Here is a 23,142-nt window from a genome sequence, read left to right as displayed (position 1 = left end):
AACAATGGTTGAATCACAATTTCACTCTACAACAATTTGTGCAGTCGAAAAAGATGGAAAATTTGCAATGGCTGGTGACGGCCAAGTAACAATGGGCGAATCTGTCGTTATGAAAGGTACAGCCAAAAAAGTGCGCCGTATTTACAATGATGAAGTCGTTGTCGGTTTTGCAGGAAGTGTGGCAGATGCCTTTACATTAGAAGAAAAGTTTGAAGGGAAATTAAATGAATACAACGGAAACTTAACGAGAGCTGCGGTTGAGTTAGCCCAAGAGTGGCGTACACAACAGTCTATGCAAAAATTAGAAGCTATGCTGATTGTGATGAATAAGGAAGAAATGCTCTTAGTTTCAGGAACTGGGGAAGTCATTACACCAGACGATGGTATTTTAGCAATTGGTTCTGGCGGTAATTTTGCTTTGTCCGCTGCAAGAGCCATGAAAAACTTTGGTGATAAAGAAATGCCAGCGAAAGAGATTGCTAAAAATGCCTTAAATATTGCTGCAGATATCTGTGTATTTACGAATCATAATATCATTGTAGAAGAATTATAAGCGAGGGAAAATCCATGAATGAATTAAACAAAACACCAAAAGAAATAGTCAAAGAACTAGATCAATATATTGTTGGACAGCAAGCTGCCAAAAAATCAGTGGCGGTAGCTTTACGTAACCGCTATCGTCGCTTGCAATTAGAAGAAAATATGCAACAAGATATTACGCCTAAAAACTTACTAATGATTGGACCAACAGGTGTTGGTAAAACTGAGATTGCTCGTCGTCTCGCAAAAATTGTCAATGCGCCTTTTGTAAAAGTTGAAGCAACCAAATTTACAGAAGTAGGGTATGTCGGTCGGGATGTCGAATCAATGGTTCGGGATTTAGTAGAAAATGCGATCCAAATTGTTGAAAAACAACAATACAGTCGCGTGTACGCGCAAGCGTTGAAAAAGGCCAATCAACGTTTAGTCAAAGTATTAGTGCCTGGAATTAAAAAAGAACAAAAACAGGCTGGCGGTAATCAATTTGAACAAATGATGAATATGTTTAACATGGCTCAGCAACAGCAAGAAGCACAAGAAGAAGTAACGGAAGATATTCGAACGAATCGCCGAACAATTTTGGAACAGCTGGAAAAAGGTCTATTAGATAATCGTGAAGTAACAATTGAAATTGAAGAACCGAAGAAAACGATGCCAGCTATGAACAATGGCCTAGAACAAATGGGCATCGACTTAAATGAAACGTTAGGCGCTCTGTCACCAAAGAAAAAAATCGAACGTACTGTAACGGTGAAAGAAGCACAAGAATTATTAGTGAAAGAAGAATCAGCAAAAATTGTCAATGACGCTGATATTCATAGTGAAGCGATTCGTTTAGCTGAATCAAGCGGAATTATTTTTATCGATGAGATTGATAAAATCACCTCTAAAAGTCAACAAAGTTCGGGCGAAGTCTCTCGTGAAGGAGTACAAAGAGACATTTTGCCGATTGTTGAAGGCTCTCAAGTTAACACGAAGTATGGTCCTTTACAAACGGATCACATTTTATTTATCGCTTCAGGTGCTTTTCACTTGTCAAAACCAAGTGACTTGATTCCAGAATTACAAGGCCGCTTCCCAATTCGAGTTGAATTAGATGATTTAACGGCGGATGACTTCGTAAGTATCTTAACTGAGCCAAATAATGCTTTAATTAAACAATATGTAGCATTAATTGGCACAGAAAATGTTTCAGTCATCTTTACCAAAGAAGCAATTGAACGGTTAGCACACATCGCTTATGATGTAAACCGTGATACAGATAATATTGGGGCGCGTCGTTTACACACAATTTTAGAACGTTTATTAGAAGATTTATTATATGAAGCACCAGATATGCAAATGGGTGAAATTACGATTACCGAAGCATATGTCAATGAAAAATTGAATGACATTGTTCAAAATGAAGATTTAAGTCGTTACATCTTATAAAAAAGGCTGGAGGAGAAAAGATGGCTACATTATTAGAAAAAACACGTCAAGTGAACGAGCTTTTGCAAAAAAATAATCTGTTTGACGTACAAGCAGAACTTCCGTACAACAAAATGGCAATGATTTTAGGGGATATTTTAGAAAGTAATGCGTATATTATTAGCAGTTCAGGAGATTTGTTGGGGTATACTGAAAAATTAGATGTTAATAATGCCCGTATCAAAAATATGTTTAAAGAGAAAAAATTTCCTCAAGGATACACCGAGGCCGTGGATATGCTCAAAGTAACCGAAGCCAATATTCCAATAGATAGTGATTTAACTGCATTTCCTTTTGAATCACGAGAGCTGTATCCGTTTGGTTTAACCACTATTGTGCCTTTGTACGGTGCCGGCAAACGCTTGGGTACGATTATTTTAGCGCGTGTTGAAAAATCCTTTAACGAGGATGATTTAGTGTTAGCTGAATATAGTGCGACCGTTGTCGGCATGCAAATTTTGTATCATCAATCCAGAACAATTGAAGCAGAAGTTCGCAGTGCGACTGCCGTGCAAATGGCCATCAACACTCTTTCCTATAGTGAATTAAAAGCCGTCCATGCCATTTTTGAAGCCTTAGATGGCGAAGAAGGTCGTTTAACTGCTTCAAGTATTGCAGACGAAATAGGCATTACTCGTTCCGTAATTGTGAATGCCTTAAGAAAATTAGAATCAGCTGGAATTATTGAATCACGTTCTCTTGGTATGAAAGGGACTTATTTAAAAGTGTTAAATCAACAATTTATTAAAGAGTTGGAAAAATAAGCAATTGCTCGTATCAACTAGGAGGACAACGCAATGACTGTACAAATTGAAAATGAATTTCTAATCGCAACATTTGCTGAAGAAGGAGCAGAATTAGTAAGTTTACAATCAAAAGAAACCGGCATTGAATATATTTGGCAAGGAAATCCTGAATTTTGGGCCCGCCATGCGCCCGTACTTTTTCCGATTGTCGGTCGTCTAAAAGAAGATACGTATATGTACCAAAATCAAGCGTATCATTTAACTCAACATGGTTTTGCTCGTGATCAAGTATTTGATGTGATTGAAAAAGGTGGAGAAGAAGTTTCTTTTTCACTAAAATCAACAAAAGAAACCAAGAAGAAGTATCCTTTTGATTTTGAACTAGTGATTACTTATACATTAGAACACCAAGAATTGACTGTAAACTACCAAGTAGAAAATACAGGGAAAGAAGAGATGTATTTTGGGATTGGTGGTCATCCAGCCTTTAATGTACCTTTAGAATCTTCACTAACGTTTGAAGATTATTATCTAAGTTTTTCACCTAAAAAATCACGGACACAAATTCCCTTAGCAGGCCCGTTTATTGATTTAGCGAATAAAACGCTAGCCCAAACGAATACCAGCTTTGACTTAACGCATCAATTATTTGAAAATGATGCAATGATTTTTGAAACAAAAGGTCAAACAGCAATTACGATTGCCACAGACGAAAGTGACCATCAAGTCACTTTGAGTTATCCAGAAATGCCTTTTGTGGGGATTTGGTCACCGACACCGAAAGAAGCGCCTTTTGTCTGTATCGAACCTTGGTGCGGGATTGCTGATGCTGTCGACGCAACTGGCCAACTTGCTGAAAAATTTGGCATCAATAAGTTACCAGCTAACGAACTATTTAAAACACAGTATATGATTAGTGTAAAATAAAGAAAAAGGCTGTGAACATTATTTGTTCACAGCCTTTTTCTTTATTTTTTTGCACGTAAGCCAAAAGAGAGGCGACTTTCTGTTCCATTTTTAATTCGCTGAATGTTTTCACGATGACGGACAAAGATAAAAGTAGTCAAAGCAATCGCAATCACGGTTAATAACCAGTTAAATGTTGGTAAAATAGCTGGGACAGTGAAAGGCAAAATAATAGTAGAAAGTGTAATTAGTACAGCGCTAATCATACTTGTTAAACTCACCATACTGGTTAGATACAGACAAATCACAAAAATAAGAGCAGAATAAATAAAAAATGTGGGGCTGTATGCTAATAACATGCCAGCGCTAGTGGCTACGGCTTTACCACCTTTGAAATTGGCAAAAATAGGGAAGGTATGCCCTAAAACAGCTGCTACCCCAAAGAAGAGCGGATTCACGCCTTGTAAACCAAACAAATAGGGTAATGAAGTGGCTAACGTTCCTTTCAAGATATCCATTAATAATACCGTAATTCCGGCAGGTTTCCCTAAGACACGAAATGTATTGGTTGTTCCTGTATTCCCACTCCCAAATTGGCGTATATCTTTTTTAAAGAAAAGTTTGCCAATCCAAACACCTGAGGGAATCGAACCTAATAAATAGGCAACAAGTAACAAAATGACGATTTTCATCAAGTTAACCTCTTTCTTATTCAAACTAGGATTTATTTTATCATGAATAGAAAAACGGAACAACGTCTAATAACTAAAACAAGAAAAGTTTTTCTTTTGCTTGAGGAAGCGTTGACAAATGGTTGATAACCGTTATAATAAATGTGTGTCATTAGACAAAGACGTCTAATCACTGGTTTGAAAATTAGTTATCAACGAAGATACAATATATATGTACTTATGAAGTGTCAGGGAAAGAGGTGCGAATCCTCTACAGACCTACCTACTGTATGGTGGATGAAACCAATAAGACCACAGATTATTCTGGAAGGATTGGGAGTAAGAAGAAGCTAAGTCAGGATACCGGCTTGATAAGTCTAATCATTCTTTTGTAGGAAAAAGAAGGGGCTTTGAAGATAACTGGCTGAGTATATCATTAGCATAGTTAAGTGACTGCTTTTTTTCTATTGGAGAAAAAAGTGGTTTTTTTGTATTGTTTTGACGTTGAGACAAAGGAGGTTCATTTCAGAAAATTTTCCCCAAAATAAAATAGACGAATGCGAGGATGAAAAAATGAAAAAATTTACTTTAACAATGATGACTTTAGGTTTAGTAGCAGCACTTGGCTTAGCAGGATGTGGTAAACAGGAAAAGAAAGCAACTACCTCTTCTGAAAAAACAGAAGTAACGTTACCAACCAAAGACCGTAGCGGCAAAGAAATTACTTTACCCAAAGAAGCAACCAAAATTATTTCCCTAGTGCCATCAACAACAGAAGTGATTGAAGACTTAGGTAAAACCGACCAATTAATCGCAGTTGATACTCAAAGTAGTACAATGATGACTGATTTAAAAAAATTACCACAAATGGATATGATGGCTGTCGATGCAGAAAAATTGATTGCCTTGAAACCGCAAATTGTTTATGTGAATGACATCAATTTAGCTAGTTCAGAAAGTGTTTGGAAACAAGTGGAAGATGCTGGAATTACAGTCGTTAATATCCCCACTAGTACAAGTATCAAAGCAATCAAAGAAGACGTCCAATTCATCGCGGATAGCTTATCCGAACATGAAAAAGGACAAAAGTTAATCAAAACAATGGATCAAGAAATCGACGAAGTAGCCAAAATTGGGAAAACTATTAAAAAACCAAAAACTGTTTTGTTTGAAGTGGCTGCCTTACCAGACATTTATAGTTTTGGTAATGGGACATTTTTAAATGAAATGATTGAAACAATTGGGGCAAAAAATGTTTTGGCAAATGAAAAAGGCTGGTTACCAGTGACAGAAGAAGCGGCCATTGCTGCAAAACCAGAAGTCATTTTAACCAATGTTAACTATATGAAAGATCCCGCCAAAGAAATTTTAGCTCGTAAAAACTGGGAAAACGTTCCTGCAGTTCAAAACAAAGAAGTTTTCGAAATTGATAACATGTCTAGCTCTTTACCAAATAACCACATTACCAAAGCATTAAAACAAATGGCAAAAGCTGTTTATCCAGAGGAATACAAGGATTTAAAAGATGAGTAAAAAAACGTGTCTCATACTGATGCTCTTGATCAGTATGAGCATGCTCTTTTTGGGTATTAAAATTGGAAGTGTTCAGATTTCGTTAACGGATTTGCTTCAAATTTTAGTGAAAAAGACGGTTTCAGAAGACGGGATTTTAGAGGGAATCATCTGGAATGTTCGGTTACCGCGTGTCGTGATGGCCTATCTCGTGGGCGCAGGCTTAGCAGTAAGTGGCACGGTGATGCAATCACTCTTGGGTAATCCTTTAGCTTCTTCGTATACTTTGGGCGTATCAGCGGGAGCATCCTTAGGCGCTGCGTTAATCATGGTAACTGGAGTAACTGCTTCGATCTTAGGGGCATTTTTATTGCCTTTAACTGGTTTTATCTTTGGCTTAGCAACGGTCTTTTTAGTTTTGTTATTTACGCAAACAATGGATAGTCAAATGTCCAATCAAACAGTTGTTTTAGTAGGAATGATTATGACCTTGTTTGTCGGTGCTATTTTGACGTTGATTACAGCACTTTTCCAAGATTATTTGAAACAATTAGTCTTTTGGCAAATGGGTAGTTTTTCTGGCAGTAATTGGCAAAAAATTGCTATTTATTGTCCAATCTTGCTTGTCAGCAGTCTGTTTCTTTGGTTTGATGCCAACGCATTGGATGTTCTTGGCTTAGGAGAAGAACATGCGATGTTAGCGGGAGTAGAAGTCAAAACAGCAAAACTACGCATTATTCTTTTGGCTAGTTTATTAGCAGGAAGTGCGGTTTCATTTGTCGGTGTGATTGGTTTTGTTGATTTAATAGCACCACATATTGTCCGTCGCTATTTAGGGGCGACTCATCGCTGGCTGATTCCCGGTTCAGCAATCTTAGGTGGGACCATCATGGTAATAGGGGACACAATTGCCCGCACGATTTTATCACCAAGAGAAATTCCCATTGGGGCCGTAACAGCCTTGATTGGAGCGCCATTCTTCTTGTATATTTACTTTAAAAAAAGGGGCGTTGCTGCATGATTGAATTAAAAGAAACAGCTGTAACGCTCCAACAAACCCCCATTTTAAAAGATATTTCCCTCGTTTTTCCGACAGGTAGTAAAACTTGTATTTTAGGTCCAAATGGTTGCGGTAAAACGACACTTTTAAAAACGATTGCCGGACTTGTCCCTTATAGTGGTTCTGTTTTAATTGATGGTCAAGAAGTTCATGGACAAAAGCGGAAGGAATTGGCAACGAAAGTAGCGATGATGAGTCAATTCACGACAGTTGCTTTTGATTATACGGTTTACGAAACAGTTTTGATGGGGGCGTATCGACAACAAGCACAACGTTTTTTACCCATTGTTTCTAAACAAGAAAAAGAACGAGTCCTTTATTATTTAGAACGCACGGGTTTATTGCCTTTAAAAGATAAAGTTGTCAATCAGCTTTCAGGAGGACAACAACAACGAGTATTTTTGGCTAAATTATTTGTACAAGATCCAGAAATTATTTTATTGGATGAACCCAATAATCATTTGGATATTCGGTATCAACAAGAATTGATTCAGCAGTTAAATGAGTGGAGTGCGCAAGAAGGGAAAACGTTAATCGGGGTGTTTCATGATATCCGTTTAGCGTTAACGCTAAGTGAAAAAATTGTGTTTATGAAGCAAGGGAAAGTGGCCGCGCAAGGTGATTTTCAAACGTTGGCTTCCAAAGAATTTTTACAAACAATTTTTGAAACAGATATTGTCTCCTATTTTCAGAAACAACATAAAGTTTGGAAAACTATTCAATAATTTTGACAAGTTTTTTGGAAACAGGTAAGATAAAGGCAAAGAATCAGAAACACAATGGCGTGTTTTAACAAATCGGCAAAGGAGCCCAAGACTAAGTACGTGATGGTACTTGCTTTGGGCTCCTTTTTTATGGAGGTAGCGATGAAACGAATCATTTTAATGGGAGCTATCGGTTGTGGCAAAACCACGTTATGTCAAGCTCTGCAAGGCAAAGAATTAATTTATGATAAAACACAGGCGGTGGAATTTCATACAGAAATGATTGATACACCAGGCGAGTTTATTTTGCATCGGCAATATTATAATGCGTTAAACGTCACAGCGGCAGAAGCAGATGTGATCGGTTTGGTTCAAAGTGCTGTAGAAACACAACAAGTTTTTTCACCAGGATTTGGTAGTATTTTCCCGAAAGAAATCATTGGTATTTTAACCAAGATTGATTTAGCACAAGATTCTCAGCAGTTAGAGATTGTTCGGCAACAATTAAAAAGTGCGGGTGCAACAAGAATTTTTGAAATTTCTTCTGTTGAAAAAATTGGCTTGCAAGAATTAGTAGATTATTTAGAGGAGGATGAAGCAGAATGAAAATTTATACAAAAACTGGCGATAAGGGAATGACGAAATTAGTCGGCAGCTCAACCGTCGCTAAAGATTCTGATCGAGTTGAAAGTTATGGAACGATTGATGAATTGAATTCTTGGGTCGGCTATATTATCAGCCAACTTCCACAAGAAAATCAAGAAATTAAAGAAGAACTAGAAGCTTTACAACATTTACTTTTTGATGCGGGAACAGATTTGTCAACACCGATTGAAGCACAACGACCATTTAAATTACAAAAGGCAAGTGTGCATTGGCTAGAACAGCGGATTGATTTCTACACTGCACAATCACCAGATATTGATCGTTTTATTTTACCTGGCGGAACCCCAGCAGCCAGTATGGTTCATGTGGCTCGGACGATTGCACGGCGCGCAGAACGCATCATTGTTCGTTTAAATTGGACAGCCAAAATTAACGAAGAGGTATTAATTTTTACCAATCGTTTATCAGATTATTTTTATGCGTTGGCTCGCTATTTAAATGTTCAAGCACAACGACCTGATGTTTTTTATGAACGAAGCGAAAAAGTTTTCCACAAAATTAAAGAAGATGGATTGTAAACAGTTGCTTTTCTAAAAAACTTATGGTAAATTTCAGATAGATTAAACGAATATTTTATGAAAATATGAATGGAAGCCAGTGAGAATCTGGCACGGTCCCGCCACTGTGAAGAAGCAAGGTTGCTTTTAAGTCAGGTCTTTTCATTTTTTCATTATTGGGCATGCTGTTTCGAGGCAAAACAGGATGTTTCTTAACAACGCTTGTGTTGAAAATCCAGCCCAAGATATTTGTATTAATCCAATTAATGGCACGAGGAAGTGCTTTTGGGAATTTTGGGCTGGTCTTTCAATGTTGAAGGAGATTTCAGGTACAATGACGTACTGCTATATTCCCTTTTTTTATTGACAATTAATTAAAGGCGTTGTACTCTATGGATAAGGTTTCGTGTACAATGGCGTATACATAAGGAAGCAAAGACGCTTCAGACAGATGATTTTTCGTTTGTTTGAAGTGTCTTTTTGTATTTTATTAAGGAGGAATTGAGATGAAAACAATTCATTTCCCTACCGAACTATGGGTAGGAGAAGGCGCATTAGCCAATTTGGAAACACTTCATGATAGACGTGTTTTCATTGTCACAGATCCATTCATGGTTGACTCTGGATTTGTGAATGAAGTGACAAAGCATTTAACAAAAAGTGAATGGCAAATTTTTAGTGACATCATCCCCGATCCACCAATTGATAAGATTGCTGCGGGAATTAAGCAGTTAGCGACATTTCAAGGAGATACGATATTAGCTTTAGGTGGGGGATCCGCTATTGATGCGGCCAAAGCAATGAAATTTTTTGGCAAACGTACTTTGCAAACTCAGATTGCTGAGTTTATTGCGGTTCCTACAACTAGTGGGACTGGTTCAGAAGTTACGAATTTTTCAGTGATTACGGTTGCTGAAACTGGTACCAAAATCCCGCTTGTAACGGATGAAATTCAACCAGAAATTGCTATTTTAGATACAAATTTAGTGATGAGTGTGCCACCAAAAATCACAGCGGATACAGGAATGGACGTCTTAACGCATGTTATTGAAGCGTATGTTTCAACAGAAGCAAATCCGATTTCAGATGCGTTGTGCGAAAAAGTCGTTCGCTTAGTATTCGACAATTTAGAAATAGCCTTTAATCAGGGTAGCAACCAACAAGCCCGTGAAAATATGCATTTAGCTTCATGTATGGCAGGGATGGCGTTTAATGTTACTTCGTTAGGCTTGAATCACGGTATTGCTCATGCGGCCGGTGCGCGTTTACATGTGCCACATGGACGAATGAATGCAATGCTCTTACCTGAAGTCATTGCATATAACAGTGGCTTAGCGAATGGCAAAGTCACCAACGAACCAACAGCTAAACGTTATGCGCAGTTAGCAAATTGTCTAAATGATACACAGACAACCAATGCACGAATTGGTGTTCAACAATTTATTCGACAAATCAAGCAACTCCGTCAAAAATTAGACATGCCTGCCACTTTTAGTGATTATGGTTTACCAAAAGAAGAAGTCCAAGCTGCGATCCCAAAAATAGCTGAAGGCGCATTGATGGATGGCTGCACCAAAACAAATCCTGTCCAACCAACAGCAGCAGAAGTGACAAAAATTTTAAATTCTATCTTATAAGCGATTGACAGGATGAAATCGATAACATATAATGTGGGTAGCACAACGGCGTGCTTCAAAATTTAAGAGCAAAGAAGCTCCTTAGTAGAAAGCGAAAGTGGAACCTTTACGTTTTTTATTGAGGATTTTTTATTTGCTAAATTAAAGGAGCGAGTCTGGTTGGAAGAAAAACAACGAATGATTCAAGAATATGTTCCTGGGAAACAAGTAACGTTAGCGCACATCATTGCTAGTCCTAATAAAGAAATTTATACAAAATTAGGGTTGCCAGAAGGCACCAGCAATGCACTAGGTATTTTGACAATCACTCCGAGCGAAGCGGCAATTATCGCTGTTGATATTGCGACTAAAAGCGGAGATATCCAAATCGGTTTTATTGATCGTTTTTCTGGATCGGTGGTCATTTCTGGTGACGTAAGCTCAGTGGAAGCAGCCTTACAAGCGGTGATTGAAGGTTTACAACAGATTTTAAACTTTTCTGTAACTTGTAAAATTACCAGAACATAGCGTTGAAAGGACAAGGGCGTGAAGAAAATGGATGGACGAATTGTAATAGTCGATGATGAACCTATTACGAGACTTGATATTCGTGATATTGTGATAGAAGCAGGGTACGAAGTAGTCGGTGAAGCAGCTGATGGTTTTGAAGCAATTGAGGTATGTAAAAAAACACAACCTGACCTAGTATTAATGGACATTCAAATGCCAATTTTAGATGGTCTAAAAGCAGGTAAAAAAATTGTTCAAGACCAACTAGCCAGTAGTATTGTCTTTTTATCTGCATACAGTGACGTACAAAATACGGACAAAGCTAAAAAATTAGGCGCACTGGGTTATTTAGTTAAACCTCTAGATGAAAAATCATTAATACCTACAATTGAAATGAGCATTGAACGAGGCAAACAAACGCAGCTGTTACTAAATCAAATCGATAAATTAAGTTTAAAATTAGAAGAACGTAAAATTATCGAAAAAGCCAAAGGTATTCTTGTAAAAGAAAATCATATATCGGAAGAAGAAGCCTACCAAATGTTGCGTACGTTAAGCATGAACAAACGCGCACGTATGAGTGAAATTGCAGAATTGATTGTAATGGATGATGAATAAATGAAACGATTAGAGCAATTATGTCACCAATATACCAATCTTTCAGAATCAGACATTAAAGAATTACAACGTACAGCACGTTATCTTTCTTCGACGACACTCTATCAAAGTGCAGATGTTTTTATTGATGTGTATAAGGAAATGTCACAGCAAGCACTAGTCGTTTATCATAAGCCGCCTGCGAAGACAACTTCTTTATATAGCGGAGATGTCGTCGGGATGGAAGCTTTATTAAAAAATGAACCTGGTGTTCTGCGTACCATGCAAACTAGCTTAAATAGCATTGGTTTGTTAGCAGTGACTCAGGAAAATCGTTTGATTAAGCAAAATATCTATCCCATTCGCAATGAACATCGAACGATTGGTGTCATTATTGTCGAGATTGCGGCAGATGAAGAGATTCAAGCGGACTTACAAAAAGAGGAGCTAAATAACTGCCAGTTAGCAAAAGTAGCGAAATCAACTAGTCAAGTCGACGCATTATTTATTGATCAATTGGCAGAAGCCGTTTTGATTTTTGATGCGGCGGGTCACTTATTAATTACCAATCACAATGCACAAGAGCTTTATCGCAAACTTGGTTATCGGGACAATATCATTGGAATGAGTTATGACAATTTGTCCATCGATTATACAACTTTTGAATATGTGTTGTATCAAATGAAATATAAAATGAGTAATCAACCAATTGAAAGCAAAACGACCTACCTTAATTATTATTTTAAGGTTCGGAAAGTGTGGTTGGCATCAGAAGAACAACTGATTATGATTATTCAAGACAATACAGAATTTAAAGAAAAAGAAGCGGAAATTATTTCCAAATCTGTTGCGATTCGTGAAATTCATCATCGTGTTAAAAATAACTTGCAATCGGTGGTTTCCTTATTGCGTATTCAAGAAAGGCGAACGCAAAGCCCCGAAGCAAAGAAAGTCCTTCATGAAAGTGTCAATCGAATTATGGCGATTGCAGCCACCCATGAATTGCTGTCAAAACAAGTCAAAGATGACGTTGCTTTACGGCAAACATTGGAAGCAGTGATGTATAATTTTAGACATCTTTTTCAAGGCGCACAACCCATTGAGATGATGATGGATGTTGATCCAGCCATTATGGTTTCTAGCGAACAAATGGTCACCATTTCCCTTGTTGTCAACGAACTATTACAAAACATTTTTGATCATGCATTTGAGCCACAAACAAGTGGCGTTGTTAAACTTAGTGGAACATTAGATAATAAAATGATTACCATTACTGTTACAGATAATGGTAAAGGCTATGACGTTCATCAAAGTAACGAGACCAGTTTAGGTTTGATGATTGTCAAAAGCTACGTAAAAGATAAATTAAAAGGAAAAATTACAATTGAATCCAATAAACAGGGAACTAAAACCTGTTTCTATTTCGAACAGAACACCAGTGATGTTGTTCATTGATTAAGCAAAGGCGCTTAAAGAAAAGTAGAAAGAAATTTTCTAACGATTCTTTAAGTGCCTTTTTGTATGCAAAAGGAGGCGAGTCAGGCGATGTCGAAGGAAACACTTTTAACCGTAGGGATTGATTTAGGGACGTCTACAACCCAATTAGTCTTGTCAGAATTAACTGTTGAAAATTTTGCCTCTGCGTTTACAGTACCACGTATCAGCATTTCTGATAAAAAAGTCATTTACCGAAGTGACATTATCTTTACACCCTTACTTAACCAATCAGAAATTGATGCAGAACCTATCAAAGCGTTTGTAGCGGAGCAATATCGCCAAGCAGGTATTCATAAACAAGATATTCAAATGGGTGCGGTAATTATCACAGGTGAAACTGCTCGAAAAAGCAATGCCAACAATGTGCTACGAGCACTTAGTGGCTATGCAGGTGATTTTGTCGTTGCTACGGCTGGACCTGATTTAGAAAGTATCATTGCCGGGAAAGGCGCTGGGGCTCAAACCTATTCTGAAACGAAACGCAAACCAGTGGTTAATTTAGACATTGGTGGTGGAACGACAAATTTAGCTGTCTTTAAAGATGGCGAAGTGATTGACACGGCTTGTTTTGACATTGGCGGACGCTTAATTAAATTAGATCAACAACAAAAAATCACCTATATAGCTCCGAAGATTCAAGAAATTATAAATAAAAAAGGGCTAACCTTGCACCTTGGTGACCAAGCCACCGAACAAAACTTACTGCCAATTATTTCGGAATTAGTTGCCGTGTTAGAAAATAGCATTGGCTTGGGGACACAAAGTCCGTTCTACCAGTTATTAGTAACCAACCATCCACTACGAAAAGCTGAGGAATTACCAATTGTAACATTTTCTGGTGGTGTGGCTGATTGCTTAAATACGACAAGTACGAATCTCTTTAAATATGGGGACATCGGCTTACTTTTAGGGAAATACTTGAGAAAGTCACTGATTTTTTCGGAAAAAGAAGTCTTAGAAAGCGCAGAAACAATCCGAGCGACGGTCGTCGGAGCAGGTTCACATACTGCTGAAATTAGCGGAAGTACGATCGCTTACCGTGAGCAAATTTTGCCGGTAAAAAATATCCCAATTCTAAAATTAGCGCAAGAGGATGAAACCCTTACTGTGACAGAATTAGGCCAGCGAATCCAAGAAAAACTCAATTGGCATCGTATTGAAGAAACACCCCAGATTGCCCTAGCAATTAGAGGCATGAGCAATCCAACATTTGCTGATATTCAACGCTACGGTCAAGGGATTGTGGAAGGATTAGCTAGTTTAGTTGCTGAACAAATTCCCATTATTGTTATGGTGGATGAAGACATGGCGAAAGCTTTAGGGCATGCCTTAAGTGCCCATCTGCCAAAAGACTATCCGTTTATCTGTCTTGATTCGGTCAAAGTAGAAAACGGTGATTATGTAGATATCGGTTTACCAGTGGCAGAAGGAGCCGTCCTTCCAGTCATTGTTAAGACCTTAGTATTTAATTAAAAAGGAGCGACACAAAGATGATTTTAAAAACCAAACTATTTGGCAAAGTCTATCAATTTACATCCGTTAAAGAAGTCTTAGCCAAAGCCAATGAAGAAAAGTCTGGCGACAAGTTAGCTGGCGTAGCTGCTAATTCAGCCGAAGAACGCGTGGCAGCAAAAGTCGTTTTATCGGAATTGTCCTTAAATGACTTGTTTAACAATCCCGTTGTTGATTATGACGAAGACGAAGTGACGCGCATTATTATTGATCAAGTCAATATGCGAATTTTTGAAAGTATTAAACATTGGACAGTTGCAGAATTACGCGAATTTATCTTATCTTCGGAAACAACCGATTTTGATATCAAACGAATTTCCCGTGGACTCACTTCTGAAATGATTGCTGCTGTCTGTAAATTAATGTCCAACATGGATCTAATTGTTGGCGCAAAAAAAATCAATATTGAAAAAACCGCCAACACAACAATTGGCCGTCCCGGAACTTTTTCAAATCGTTTACAGCCGAACCATCCAACCGATAATGTCGATGGCATTATGGCATCAGTTATGGAAGGTCTTTCTTATGGCGCCGGTGATGCGTTAATTGGTTTGAATCCTGTTGATGATTCTACAGAAAGTGTTAAACGGATCTTAAACAAATTTGAAGAGTTCCGCAGCGAATGGGAAATTCCAACACAAACTTGCGTGCTTGCTCACGTAACGACACAAATGGAAGCCATGCGTCAAGGCGCGCCAACTGGCTTAGTCTTTCAATCCATCGCTGGTTCAGAAAAAGGGAACACAGCATTTGGTTTAAATGCAGAAATTTTAGCTGAAGCACAAGATTTAGCGCTTCACAGTGGTCAAGCAGCTGGTCCTAATGTGATGTATTTTGAAACAGGTCAAGGCTCAGAACTTTCTTCTGAAGCGAACTTTGGCGCAGACCAAGTCACAATGGAAGCGCGTTGTTATGGCTTAGCCAAAAAATTTGATCCGTATATTGTAAATACCGTTGTCGGCTTTATTGGACCAGAATATCTTTACGATTCAAAACAAGTCATCCGCGCTGGTTTAGAAGATCATTTCATGGGCAAATTAACTGGAATTTCAATGGGCTGTGATGTCTGCTACACCAACCATATGAAAGCTGATCAAAATGATATGGAAAACTTAGCAATGTTATTAGCAACAGCTGGTTGTACGTATATCATGGGGATTCCTCATGGCGATGATGTCATGTTAAATTATCAAACAACTGGGTTCCATGAAACTGCGACGATTCGTGAAACATTAGGCTTACGTCCAATTAAAGAATTTGAAGAATGGATGGAAAAAATGGGCTTAATGGAAAACGGAAAATTAACAAGTCGCGCTGGCGATGCATCTGTATTTATTAAATAAACGAGGTGAGAATACAAATGAACGAAAAAGAATTAAAAGAAATGATTGCCGGAATTTTAACAGAAATGGTCGCTGACAATCAAGCGGTTTCGACTGCCACTGTGACTGCTGAAGAAAAACCAGTCACAACACACGTCACTGAAACGACAGAAATTGAAGAAGGCCTAATTCCTGACATTACTGAAGTAGATTTACGTAAACAATTACTATTGAAAAATGCCGTTGATCCTGAAGCACTATTAAAAATGAAAGCTTTCTCGCCAGCTCGTTTAGGCGTTGGTCGTGCAGGGACACGTTATATGACTAGTTCAACATTACGTTTCCGAGCGGACCATGCGGCAGCACAAGATGCGGTCTTTTCAGACGTAAGCGAAGACTTGGTAAAAGAAATGAATTTTATTTCTACAAAAACAATCTGTAACAGTAAAGATGAATATTTAACACGTCCAGATTATGGTCGTCAATTTGATGAAGAAAATAGTGAAATCATTCGGAAAAATACGACACCAAAAGCCAAAATCCAAATGGTCGTAGGGGATGGCCTTAGTTCAGCTGCTATCGAAGCGAATATTAAAGAAGTCCTACCAGCAATTAAACAAGGATTAAACATGTACAACTTAGATTTCGACAATGTAGTTTTTGTTAAATATTGTCGCGTGCCAGCAATGGATAAAATTGGTGAAATCACTGACGCTGATGTTGTTTGCTTGCTAGTTGGCGAACGTCCTGGTTTAGTAACAGCTGAATCTATGAGTGCCTACATTGCTTACAAACCAACTGTCGGTATGCCAGAAGCACGGCGGACAGTTATTTCAAATATTCACAAAGGTGGGACACCGGCTGTTGAAGCAGGGGCCTACATTGCCGAAATTATTAAAAAAATGTTAGACAAGAAAAAATCTGGTATTGATTTAAAAGAAGCTGAATAAAGGAGGATTTCTCATGAAAAATGATCGTCTAGGCGCAAATGTCCTAAGTATGAAAGTCATTCCCAATGTCGATCCGGCATTAGCAAAAGAATTATCATTGAAACCAGAACATCGCTCATTAGGAATTGTTACTTCCGATTGTGATGATGTCACTTATGTTGCATTAGATGAAGCAACCAAAGCCGCCGATGTTACTGTAGTTTACGGTAAAAGTATGTATGCTGGCGCAGCAAATGCTTCAACCAAATTAGCCGGTGAAGTGATTGGCATTATTGCTGGTCCGAGTCCTGCCGAAGTCAATAGTGGCTTGAGTGTCATTACGCAAGTCATTGAAGAAGAAGCCAGCTTCTATAGTGCTAACGAAGATGACAGCATTGTTTATTTTGCACATGTAGTGTCAAGAACGGGTAGCTTTTTATCTGAACAAGCGAATATTCCTGAAGGTGAAGCGATTGCTTATCTGATTGCACCACCGCTAGAAGCAATGGTTGGTTTAGATGCAGCAATGAAAGCTGCCGATGTTCAAATGGGTGTCTTTTATGGCCCACCTTCTGAAACGAACTTTGGCGGCGCTTTATTGACAGGTAGTCAATCTGCATGTAAAGCTGCTTGCAGTGCGTTTGAACAAGTCATTCAAAATATCGCTGACAATCCGTTGAGTTATTAAGGATGTGACCTGAATGAAAGCATTAGGAATGGTCGAAGTCAAAGGATTTTTAGGTGCCATTAGTGTGGCCGATGCGGCATTGAAAGCCGCCGACGTTACTTTGTTAAAAGCTGAAATTATTAATGGCGGTTTAACAACTGTGGAACTGATTGGTGACGTTGCCGCGGTTCAAGCTGCCGTTGAAGTAGGCACGGAAGTAGCTAAAGAATTAAATTGTTTAATTGCTCATCATGTGATCTCACGGGTTGATGCTCAAACGGAAGTAATTTTATCAGATCAAGAACCCAAGTCAGCACCTGAACCGATGGAACAAATAGAAGTAATTGAAGAAGAGATTGAAACACCAGATTTGGAAGAACACACTGGCACACGCCAAAAATTAGAAACACAACGCGTGGTTGATTTACGCAAACAAGCCTACAAAATGAACCTAAGTAGTTTAAAGAAAAGTGAGATTAAATTTGCCAATAAAGAAGCTTTAATTCAAGCAATCATGGCTGAAATAGAAAGAAGTGAAGACGAGTGGAATTAGTAGATAAAGACTTACGTTCCATCCAAGAAACAAGAAATTTAATCAGAAAAGCCAAAGAGGCACAGCAAGTATTAGCAACATTTTCGCAAAAACAAATCGATGCGATTGTCCAAGCAGTTTCAGAGGCTACGTTTAACCAACGAGAAAAGTTAGCGAAAATGGCCAATGAAGAAACAGGATTTGGTATTTATGAAGATAAAATCATCAAAAATGCTTTCGCTTCAAAAGTAGTATATGACGAAATGAAGGACAAAGCTACAGTTGGTGTGATCCATGATGACGCTGCCAAAAAAGTCACTGAAATTGCTGTCCCAGTTGGTGTAATTGCAGGATTAATTCCTTCTACCAACCCGACATCAACAGTCATTTACAAAGCATTAATTTCATTAAAAGCGGCCAACAGCATTGTTTTTTCACCACATCCCAATGCGTTGAAATCGATTATTGAAACAGTGGAAATTATCCAAAAAGCGGCTATTGCTGCAGGGGCACCAGAAGGTTGTGTCTCGGTCATCAAAACGCCAACCATGCAAGCGACCAGCGAATTAATGAAAAATAAAGAAACAAATTTAATTTTAGCTACTGGTGGAAACGCAATGGTTAAAGCAGCGTACTCTTCTGGAACACCAGCAATCGGTGTCGGGCCTGGTAATGGACCAGCCTACATCGAACGAAGTGCAAATGTTCCCCATGCAGTGAAACAAATAATGGATTCAAAAACTTTCGATAACGGTACAATTTGTGCATCGGAACAATCAATTATTGTTGAAACTGTCAACCGTGAAGCGGTCAAAGAAGAGTTAATTAAGCAGGGAGCGTATTTCTTAAGTCCAGCCGAAGCCGACAAATTAGCTAAATTTATTTTACGACCAAACGGTACAATGAACCCGCAAATCGTAGGACGTTCCGTTCAACATATTGCTTCATTAGTCGGTTTATCTATTCCAAAAGATCGCCGCTTAATTGTTGCCGAGGAAACACATGTAGGCTTGAAATATCCATTTTCAAGAGAAAAATTGGCACCGATTATTGCTTTCTATACAGTTGAAAACTGGGAAGCAGCTTGCGCGTTATCAATTGAAATTTTGAAAGGTGAAGGTGCGGGTCATACGATGGGTATTCACACAGAAAACAAAGAAGTCATTCGTGAATTTGGCTTAAGAAAACCCGTCTCTCGTTTGCTTGTTAACACCTCTGGTACACTTGGCGGAATTGGTGCTTCAACTAACTTAGTGCCAGCATTAACACTAGGTTGTGGCGCAGTTGGTGGCAGCTCAACTTCTGATAATATTGGGGTTGAAAATCTGTTCAATTTACGTCGTGTTGCTTATGGCGTGCGTGATTTAGAAGAGATTCGTCAAGAATTTGGTCAAACATCAACCACATCTGTGGCTACTTCTTGCGAAACAACCAATCAAGAAGAACTAGTAAATGCCGTGGTGGCTCAAGTTTTAGCTCGCTTAAACTAACAAGAAACGAGCGAGTAAGAGTAAAACAAATAAATTATTGGATTTAGGGTTTGGGACCTAAGTCAAATTGATAATTGTCCCAAATTTTTAAAAATAAAACATACATCTTAGGAGGAAATTATAATGTCAAGTACAAATGCTTTAGGAATGATCGAAACTCGTGGTTTAGTAGGTGCTGTTGAAGCAGCTGATGCAATGGTGAAAGCGGCAAACGTTACTTTAATTGGAAAAGAACAAGTCGGTGGCGGTTTAGTTACAGTAATGGTTCGCGGTGACGTTGGTGCTGTAAAAGCAGCAACAGATGCTGGTGCTGCTGCAGCAGAACGTGTTGGTGAATTATTATCTGTCCATGTAATTCCACGTCCACATACAGAAGTAGACGCTATTTTACCACACGCAACAACTGAATTATAATTTTGATTTTTTGGGGCAGAGGTAGGTTCATTACTTCTGTCCTAAACTTTCATTGAGGAGGGGTGTTATGACAGTTATTACAGAAGATATGCTTCGCAACAAAAGGCTTAAAAAAGAACTAGAAGATGGCACGGATTTTGTGTTTCCTGTAGGCAGTTTTCTGACGCCAGCCGCCAAAAGCTATCTACGCGAGCATCGGATTAATAGCAGCTTCTCTTCAACAAACCCATTGCTTTCTGAGGTTCATTCAGTGAAGGCCTCCTCACAAAAACAAAAACAAGAACATTTATCAAAAGAAACAATTTATGAGATTCGGCACTTAAGCCATCTATTGTATTTGCCTTTCTTAACGAATGAAGCGTTATCAACAGAAGGTTGGTTATATTTCGAACAACAACAACAGTGGTTAGAGAAGTTTATTTTAGAACAGTCGATTGTAATGGAACCAGTCATTTCGGAATCAAAGGTAACTATTCTAACTAACCAACAGAGACAATGGCGCTATTCCTCAAAAGAAATTCAATTACAACTAGATAAAATTATTCTCCAGTTAAAAGGAGAATCACAACTGTTCGGCCTTTTTCAATCTTGGGCTACAGAATTAATTAGCACCATGGCTGAAATATCACGAAACTAGGAGATGAACAAATTGGATTCAATGAATGAAATTGTTGAAGAAGTTGTTAAACGAATTCAGCAACAACAACAAAATACTTTTGAAGTTGAAGCATCTGGCCGACATGTTCATTTGTCTCGTCAAGAGATTGATGCATTATTTGGACCAGGATATCAACTAACAAAAGTGAAAGATTTATCACAACCTGGACAGTTCGTTTGTAAAGAACGAATTACGGTTGCTGGACCTAAAGGACTTTTTCAAAATGTGGTTATTTTAGGCCCTGAACGTAGCGAATCACAAGTCGAAGTTTCTATGACGGATACGCGTATTTTAGGAATTAATGCCCCAGTTAGAGAGAGTGGCAAGACAGAAGGGACACCTGGCGTCACGCTGATGAACGGATCAGCAGTTGTGACATTAAGTCACGGCTTAATTGTTGCCAAACGTCATATTCACATGACACCAGAAGATGCCTTAAAAAATAAAGTAAGCAATAGCCAAATTGTGCAAGTCAAAGTGGAAGGCACACGTCCGTTAATCTTTGATGATGTAGTTGTACGAATCAGTCCGCGATTTGCAACGTACATGCACATTGACTACGATGAAGCCAACGCTTGCGGCTTAACCAAAGGAGCTCGTGGCTATATTCTTAAGTAAAAGGAGGAAGGACAATGAACGTTTCTGAAATGGAAAATTTGATTCAACAGATTACTGATCAAATTTGTCAACAATTGCTGTCGTCGTCTTATTCAGTGGCTTTAGCAGAAGCAAAAGAAGCATTTCCTGAAGAAATGTTTGTTCGTTTTCCTGATGTAAATTGGGTAACCAAGGAGCAGAAGCTAGCACGAGGCTTGGTTGTAAAGAGGCTAACGATTTCCCAAGTAAATGCGATTGCGCATTTACAGGAAACGGATGAATTAGTCAAAAACATCTTAGCATTCTTATTTGAAGGTAAGCCGGTATTGGTTTTAACCCCAATACCTTCAGTGAGTAAAAACTCACGATTGAAGTATCGTTTGAAACAAACGATTCAGGAAAACGTGGACATGTGCCAACAGTTTGGGATGATTTTTTATCATGATTCAGAAAATTACGCTGTGTTTCAGGCGGCCTGTCAAAAACAACTTCGTTCTTTAGCTGAGACCAAACGAACCTACATTACTGAAAAACAATTGATAAGAATGACAGAATCAGGTGTTTCTTTAAGTAAAAACGCCTATTTAACCCCGTTAGCGAAAGATTATGCTAGGAAACATCAATTGCTGACGTAAGGAGGAAAAACGATGCTTTTAGGAAAAGTGACTGGTAGCCTTTGGTCAACAAGAAAAGATGAAAAATTAAATGGCTGGAAATTTATGATGGTTGATATTTTGAATCAAGAGGACGAAAAGCAAGGATTTCTAATTGCTGCTGACAACGCTGGAGCTGGTGTCGGGGACAAAGTGTTAATTAGTCAAGGCAATGCTGCCCGTATTTCGGCAGAAGATCCGAATGTCCCAATTGATGCAATGATTGTTGGTGTCATTGATTCTACAGAGGAAGAATAGGGAGGACGAGACATGAGCATTAATGAAATTATTATGTATATTATGGTTCTTTTCATGATTATTGGAGGAATCGATAAATGTATTGGCAACAAACTAGGTTTAGGGGAGCAATTTGAGGAAGGGATTATGGCTATGGGTTCTCTAGCGCTTTCTATGGTAGGGATTATCACTTTAGCGCCTGTCTTAGCCAATCTTTTAAGTCCGATTGTCGTTCCTGTCTATGAATTACTAGGGGCTGATCCAGCAATGTTTGCCACAACCTTATTGGCTAATGATATGGGCGGCTTTGCGTTAGCGCAACAATTAGCCAATGATCCACAAGCTGGTTTATTTGCGGGGGCAATCTTAGGTGCAATGATGGGGCCAACGTTAGTCTTTACAATTCCAGTAGCGCTGGGCATTATCCAAAAAGACGATCAGCAATTCTTAGCAACGGGTGTTTTGAGCGGGATTATTACAATTCCTTTTGGTTTATTAGCAGGTGGTTTAACAGCTGGCATGCCATTGTCATTGATTGTTCCTAACTTAATTCCAATTATTATTGTTGCCGCTTTAATTATTTTAGGTTTATGGTTAGCGCCAAATGGCATGATTAAAGGCTTCCAAATTTTTGGTCAAGGCGTAGTGATTGTCGCTATCTTTGGTTTAGTTGTGGGGGCGATTCAACTATTATTAGGAATTACAGTGATTCCTGGTATTGCACCAGTTACTGAAGGAATTGAAGTCGTTGGCGGGATTGCTTTAACTTTAGCTGGCGCTTTCTGTTTAGTAGCAGTGATTACGAAAGTCTTTAATAAACCATTGATGAAACTAGGAAAAGTTTTAGGAATGAATGAAGTAGCGGCTGCAGGAATGGTTGCTACATTAGCTAACAATATTCCCATGTTCCAAATGTTAAAAGACATGGATAATCGAGGAAAAATTATTAATATCGCTTTTGCTGTTTCGGCTTCTTTCGTTTTAGGTGACCACCTTGGTTTTACTGCAGGCGTAGCAAAAGAAATGATTTTTCCAATGATTGTTGGCAAATTAGTTGGAGGGATTACCGCCATTTTTGTGGCTATCTTTATGGCAAATCGAATGCTAGGGAAACCCGAAACAGAAGTGAAATAATGAGG

General features: G+C 38.5%; 26 protein-coding genes and 2 riboswitches. Of the genes, 25 read left to right on the top strand and 1 reads right to left on the bottom strand.

Annotated elements, in window-relative coordinates; genetic code table 11:
- The first annotated feature begins 4 nt into the window (after nucleotides 1-4).
- The 4 genes from hslV to AB1I62_RS07780 are packed head-to-tail and all read left to right on the top strand — an operon-like array spanning nucleotide 5 to nucleotide 3,683.
- Nucleotides 5-553: an HslVU peptidase proteolytic subunit gene (gene hslV, locus AB1I62_RS07795; RefSeq protein WP_002357489.1), complete on the top strand. Its 549-nt coding sequence runs from the start codon at nucleotides 5-7 to the stop codon at nucleotides 551-553.
- Nucleotides 554-567: 14 nt separating this feature from the next.
- On the top strand, nucleotides 568-1,971 hold the full coding sequence (gene hslU / locus AB1I62_RS07790) for an ATP-dependent protease ATPase subunit HslU (RefSeq protein ID WP_002396306.1): 1,404 nt from the start codon (nucleotides 568-570) through the stop codon (nucleotides 1,969-1,971).
- A 20-nt stretch (nucleotides 1,972-1,991) separates the two neighbouring features.
- The gene (gene codY / locus AB1I62_RS07785) at nucleotides 1,992-2,774 is read left to right on the top strand and encodes a GTP-sensing pleiotropic transcriptional regulator CodY (protein WP_002357492.1); all 783 of its coding nucleotides are present in this window, start codon (nucleotides 1,992-1,994) and stop codon (nucleotides 2,772-2,774) included.
- A 33-nt stretch (nucleotides 2,775-2,807) separates the two neighbouring features.
- The gene (locus AB1I62_RS07780) at nucleotides 2,808-3,683 is read left to right on the top strand and encodes an aldose 1-epimerase family protein (RefSeq protein WP_002363997.1); all 876 of its coding nucleotides are present in this window, start codon (nucleotides 2,808-2,810) and stop codon (nucleotides 3,681-3,683) included.
- 41 nt (nucleotides 3,684-3,724) lie between these two features.
- On the opposite strand, the gene plsY is transcribed toward AB1I62_RS07780, so the two are convergent.
- On the bottom strand, nucleotides 3,725-4,354 hold the full coding sequence (gene plsY / locus AB1I62_RS07775; protein WP_002360243.1) for a glycerol-3-phosphate 1-O-acyltransferase PlsY: 630 nt from the start codon (nucleotides 4,352-4,354) through the stop codon (nucleotides 3,725-3,727).
- 194 nt (nucleotides 4,355-4,548) lie between these two features.
- Nucleotides 4,549-4,720: riboswitch (cobalamin riboswitch) on the top strand.
- A gap of 117 nt (nucleotides 4,721-4,837) precedes the next feature.
- Here plsY and AB1I62_RS07770 point away from each other — a divergent pair.
- The 21 genes from AB1I62_RS07770 (at nucleotide 4,838) to eutH (ending at nucleotide 23,137) form a co-directional block, all read left to right on the top strand.
- On the top strand, nucleotides 4,838-5,866 hold the full coding sequence (locus tag AB1I62_RS07770; RefSeq protein WP_367019143.1) for an ABC transporter substrate-binding protein: 1,029 nt from the start codon (nucleotides 4,838-4,840) through the stop codon (nucleotides 5,864-5,866).
- The gene (locus tag AB1I62_RS07765; protein WP_002361862.1) at nucleotides 5,859-6,866 is read left to right on the top strand and encodes an iron ABC transporter permease; all 1,008 of its coding nucleotides are present in this window, start codon (nucleotides 5,859-5,861) and stop codon (nucleotides 6,864-6,866) included. The genes AB1I62_RS07770 and AB1I62_RS07765 overlap by 8 nt, the downstream gene beginning before the upstream one ends.
- On the top strand, nucleotides 6,863-7,630 hold the full coding sequence (locus AB1I62_RS07760) for an ABC transporter ATP-binding protein (RefSeq protein WP_048736830.1): 768 nt from the start codon (nucleotides 6,863-6,865) through the stop codon (nucleotides 7,628-7,630). Before AB1I62_RS07765 ends, AB1I62_RS07760 begins: the two co-directional genes overlap by 4 nt.
- Nucleotides 7,631-7,771: 141 nt before the next feature.
- Nucleotides 7,772-8,215: a EutP/PduV family microcompartment system protein gene (locus AB1I62_RS07755; RefSeq protein WP_002363995.1), complete on the top strand. Its 444-nt coding sequence runs from the start codon at nucleotides 7,772-7,774 to the stop codon at nucleotides 8,213-8,215.
- On the top strand, nucleotides 8,212-8,793 hold the full coding sequence (locus tag AB1I62_RS07750; RefSeq protein WP_002365686.1) for a cob(I)yrinic acid a,c-diamide adenosyltransferase: 582 nt from the start codon (nucleotides 8,212-8,214) through the stop codon (nucleotides 8,791-8,793). Before AB1I62_RS07755 ends, AB1I62_RS07750 begins: the two co-directional genes overlap by 4 nt.
- Before the next feature lie 44 nt (nucleotides 8,794-8,837).
- A riboswitch (adenosylcobalamin (AdoCbl) riboswitch) is annotated at nucleotides 8,838-8,986 on the top strand.
- A gap of 292 nt (nucleotides 8,987-9,278) precedes the next feature.
- Complete coding sequence (locus tag AB1I62_RS07745; protein WP_048736826.1) at nucleotides 9,279-10,409, top strand: 1-propanol dehydrogenase PduQ; 1,131 nt, start codon at nucleotides 9,279-9,281, stop codon at nucleotides 10,407-10,409.
- Nucleotides 10,410-10,568: 159 nt separating this feature from the next.
- Nucleotides 10,569-10,916: an ethanolamine utilization microcompartment protein EutS gene (locus AB1I62_RS07740; RefSeq protein ID WP_002345864.1), complete on the top strand. Its 348-nt coding sequence runs from the start codon at nucleotides 10,569-10,571 to the stop codon at nucleotides 10,914-10,916.
- A gap of 27 nt (nucleotides 10,917-10,943) precedes the next feature.
- Nucleotides 10,944-11,516: a response regulator gene (locus AB1I62_RS07735; RefSeq protein WP_002357503.1), complete on the top strand. Its 573-nt coding sequence runs from the start codon at nucleotides 10,944-10,946 to the stop codon at nucleotides 11,514-11,516.
- Nucleotides 11,517-12,950, top strand: coding sequence for a sensor histidine kinase (locus tag AB1I62_RS07730; protein ID WP_002357504.1), 1,434 nt, complete (start codon nucleotides 11,517-11,519; stop codon nucleotides 12,948-12,950). It begins immediately after the preceding gene.
- A 66-nt stretch (nucleotides 12,951-13,016) separates the two neighbouring features.
- A complete protein-coding gene (gene eutA, locus AB1I62_RS07725; protein ID WP_016617362.1) occupies nucleotides 13,017-14,465 on the top strand; it encodes an ethanolamine ammonia-lyase reactivating factor EutA in 1,449 nt (482 codons plus the stop codon).
- A 17-nt stretch (nucleotides 14,466-14,482) separates the two neighbouring features.
- Nucleotides 14,483-15,847, top strand: a complete 1,365-nt coding sequence (locus AB1I62_RS07720) for an ethanolamine ammonia-lyase subunit EutB (RefSeq protein ID WP_002357506.1) — start codon at nucleotides 14,483-14,485, stop codon at nucleotides 15,845-15,847.
- A gap of 17 nt (nucleotides 15,848-15,864) precedes the next feature.
- On the top strand, nucleotides 15,865-16,776 hold the full coding sequence (gene eutC / locus AB1I62_RS07715; RefSeq protein ID WP_002363986.1) for an ethanolamine ammonia-lyase subunit EutC: 912 nt from the start codon (nucleotides 15,865-15,867) through the stop codon (nucleotides 16,774-16,776).
- A 13-nt stretch (nucleotides 16,777-16,789) separates the two neighbouring features.
- Complete coding sequence (gene eutL / locus AB1I62_RS07710; protein ID WP_002357509.1) at nucleotides 16,790-17,443, top strand: ethanolamine utilization microcompartment protein EutL; 654 nt, start codon at nucleotides 16,790-16,792, stop codon at nucleotides 17,441-17,443.
- Nucleotides 17,444-17,456: 13 nt separating this feature from the next.
- Entirely contained in the window at nucleotides 17,457-17,975 is a 519-nt protein-coding gene (locus AB1I62_RS07705) for a BMC domain-containing protein (RefSeq protein ID WP_048736824.1), read from the top strand.
- Nucleotides 17,966-19,444, top strand: coding sequence for an acetaldehyde dehydrogenase (acetylating) (locus tag AB1I62_RS07700; RefSeq protein ID WP_002357511.1), 1,479 nt, complete (start codon nucleotides 17,966-17,968; stop codon nucleotides 19,442-19,444). The genes AB1I62_RS07705 and AB1I62_RS07700 overlap by 10 nt, the downstream gene beginning before the upstream one ends.
- A 123-nt stretch (nucleotides 19,445-19,567) precedes the next feature.
- Complete coding sequence (locus AB1I62_RS07695) at nucleotides 19,568-19,858, top strand: BMC domain-containing protein (protein WP_002357513.1); 291 nt, start codon at nucleotides 19,568-19,570, stop codon at nucleotides 19,856-19,858.
- A gap of 67 nt (nucleotides 19,859-19,925) precedes the next feature.
- Nucleotides 19,926-20,495: a hypothetical protein gene (locus tag AB1I62_RS07690; RefSeq protein WP_048736822.1), complete on the top strand. Its 570-nt coding sequence runs from the start codon at nucleotides 19,926-19,928 to the stop codon at nucleotides 20,493-20,495.
- Between the two features lie 3 nt (nucleotides 20,496-20,498).
- A complete protein-coding gene (gene eutD / locus AB1I62_RS07685) occupies nucleotides 20,499-21,134 on the top strand; it encodes an ethanolamine utilization phosphate acetyltransferase EutD (RefSeq protein ID WP_002357516.1) in 636 nt (211 codons plus the stop codon).
- A gap of 14 nt (nucleotides 21,135-21,148) precedes the next feature.
- Entirely contained in the window at nucleotides 21,149-21,748 is a 600-nt protein-coding gene (locus AB1I62_RS07680) for a TIGR02536 family ethanolamine utilization protein (RefSeq protein ID WP_002415555.1), read from the top strand.
- A 12-nt stretch (nucleotides 21,749-21,760) separates the two neighbouring features.
- A complete protein-coding gene (locus AB1I62_RS07675) occupies nucleotides 21,761-22,024 on the top strand; it encodes a EutN/CcmL family microcompartment protein (RefSeq protein ID WP_002357519.1) in 264 nt (87 codons plus the stop codon).
- A gap of 12 nt (nucleotides 22,025-22,036) precedes the next feature.
- Nucleotides 22,037-23,137 (top strand): ethanolamine utilization protein EutH, encoded by a 1,101-nt coding sequence (gene eutH, locus AB1I62_RS07670; protein WP_002379468.1) that lies wholly within the window; start codon nucleotides 22,037-22,039, stop codon nucleotides 23,135-23,137.
- Nucleotides 23,138-23,142 lie beyond the last annotated feature (5 nt).

It is taken from the genome of Enterococcus sp. AN402 (assembly GCF_040719405.1).
Lineage (GTDB): Bacteria > Bacillota > Bacilli > Lactobacillales > Enterococcaceae > Enterococcus > Enterococcus faecalis.
This window is presented reverse-complemented; position numbering and strand designations above follow the sequence as displayed.

Bases quoted from the DNA above. Each gene is read 5' to 3' on its own strand.
- hslV (WP_002357489.1), top strand. From the start codon at position 5: ATGGTTGAATCACAATTTCACTCTACAACAATTTGTGCAGTCGAAAAA.
- hslU (WP_002396306.1), top strand. From the start codon at position 568: ATGAATGAATTAAACAAAACACCAAAAGAAATAGTCAAAGAACTAGAT.
- codY (WP_002357492.1), top strand. From the start codon at position 1,992: ATGGCTACATTATTAGAAAAAACACGTCAAGTGAACGAGCTTTTGCAA.
- AB1I62_RS07780 (WP_002363997.1), top strand. From the start codon at position 2,808: ATGACTGTACAAATTGAAAATGAATTTCTAATCGCAACATTTGCTGAA.
- plsY (WP_002360243.1), bottom strand. From the start codon at position 4,354: ATGAAAATCGTCATTTTGTTACTTGTTGCCTATTTATTAGGTTCGATT.
- AB1I62_RS07765 (WP_002361862.1), top strand. From the start codon at position 5,859: ATGAGTAAAAAAACGTGTCTCATACTGATGCTCTTGATCAGTATGAGC.
- AB1I62_RS07760 (WP_048736830.1), top strand. From the start codon at position 6,863: ATGATTGAATTAAAAGAAACAGCTGTAACGCTCCAACAAACCCCCATT.
- AB1I62_RS07755 (WP_002363995.1), top strand. From the start codon at position 7,772: ATGAAACGAATCATTTTAATGGGAGCTATCGGTTGTGGCAAAACCACG.
- AB1I62_RS07750 (WP_002365686.1), top strand. From the start codon at position 8,212: ATGAAAATTTATACAAAAACTGGCGATAAGGGAATGACGAAATTAGTC.
- AB1I62_RS07745 (WP_048736826.1), top strand. From the start codon at position 9,279: ATGAAAACAATTCATTTCCCTACCGAACTATGGGTAGGAGAAGGCGCA.
- AB1I62_RS07735 (WP_002357503.1), top strand. From the start codon at position 10,944: ATGGATGGACGAATTGTAATAGTCGATGATGAACCTATTACGAGACTT.
- AB1I62_RS07730 (WP_002357504.1), top strand. From the start codon at position 11,517: ATGAAACGATTAGAGCAATTATGTCACCAATATACCAATCTTTCAGAA.
- eutA (WP_016617362.1), top strand. From the start codon at position 13,017: ATGCAAAAGGAGGCGAGTCAGGCGATGTCGAAGGAAACACTTTTAACC.
- AB1I62_RS07720 (WP_002357506.1), top strand. From the start codon at position 14,483: ATGATTTTAAAAACCAAACTATTTGGCAAAGTCTATCAATTTACATCC.
- eutC (WP_002363986.1), top strand. From the start codon at position 15,865: ATGAACGAAAAAGAATTAAAAGAAATGATTGCCGGAATTTTAACAGAA.
- eutL (WP_002357509.1), top strand. From the start codon at position 16,790: ATGAAAAATGATCGTCTAGGCGCAAATGTCCTAAGTATGAAAGTCATT.
- AB1I62_RS07705 (WP_048736824.1), top strand. From the start codon at position 17,457: ATGAAAGCATTAGGAATGGTCGAAGTCAAAGGATTTTTAGGTGCCATT.
- AB1I62_RS07695 (WP_002357513.1), top strand. From the start codon at position 19,568: ATGTCAAGTACAAATGCTTTAGGAATGATCGAAACTCGTGGTTTAGTA.
- AB1I62_RS07690 (WP_048736822.1), top strand. From the start codon at position 19,926: ATGACAGTTATTACAGAAGATATGCTTCGCAACAAAAGGCTTAAAAAA.
- eutD (WP_002357516.1), top strand. From the start codon at position 20,499: ATGAACAAATTGGATTCAATGAATGAAATTGTTGAAGAAGTTGTTAAA.
- AB1I62_RS07680 (WP_002415555.1), top strand. From the start codon at position 21,149: ATGAACGTTTCTGAAATGGAAAATTTGATTCAACAGATTACTGATCAA.
- AB1I62_RS07675 (WP_002357519.1), top strand. From the start codon at position 21,761: ATGCTTTTAGGAAAAGTGACTGGTAGCCTTTGGTCAACAAGAAAAGAT.
- eutH (WP_002379468.1), top strand. From the start codon at position 22,037: ATGAGCATTAATGAAATTATTATGTATATTATGGTTCTTTTCATGATT.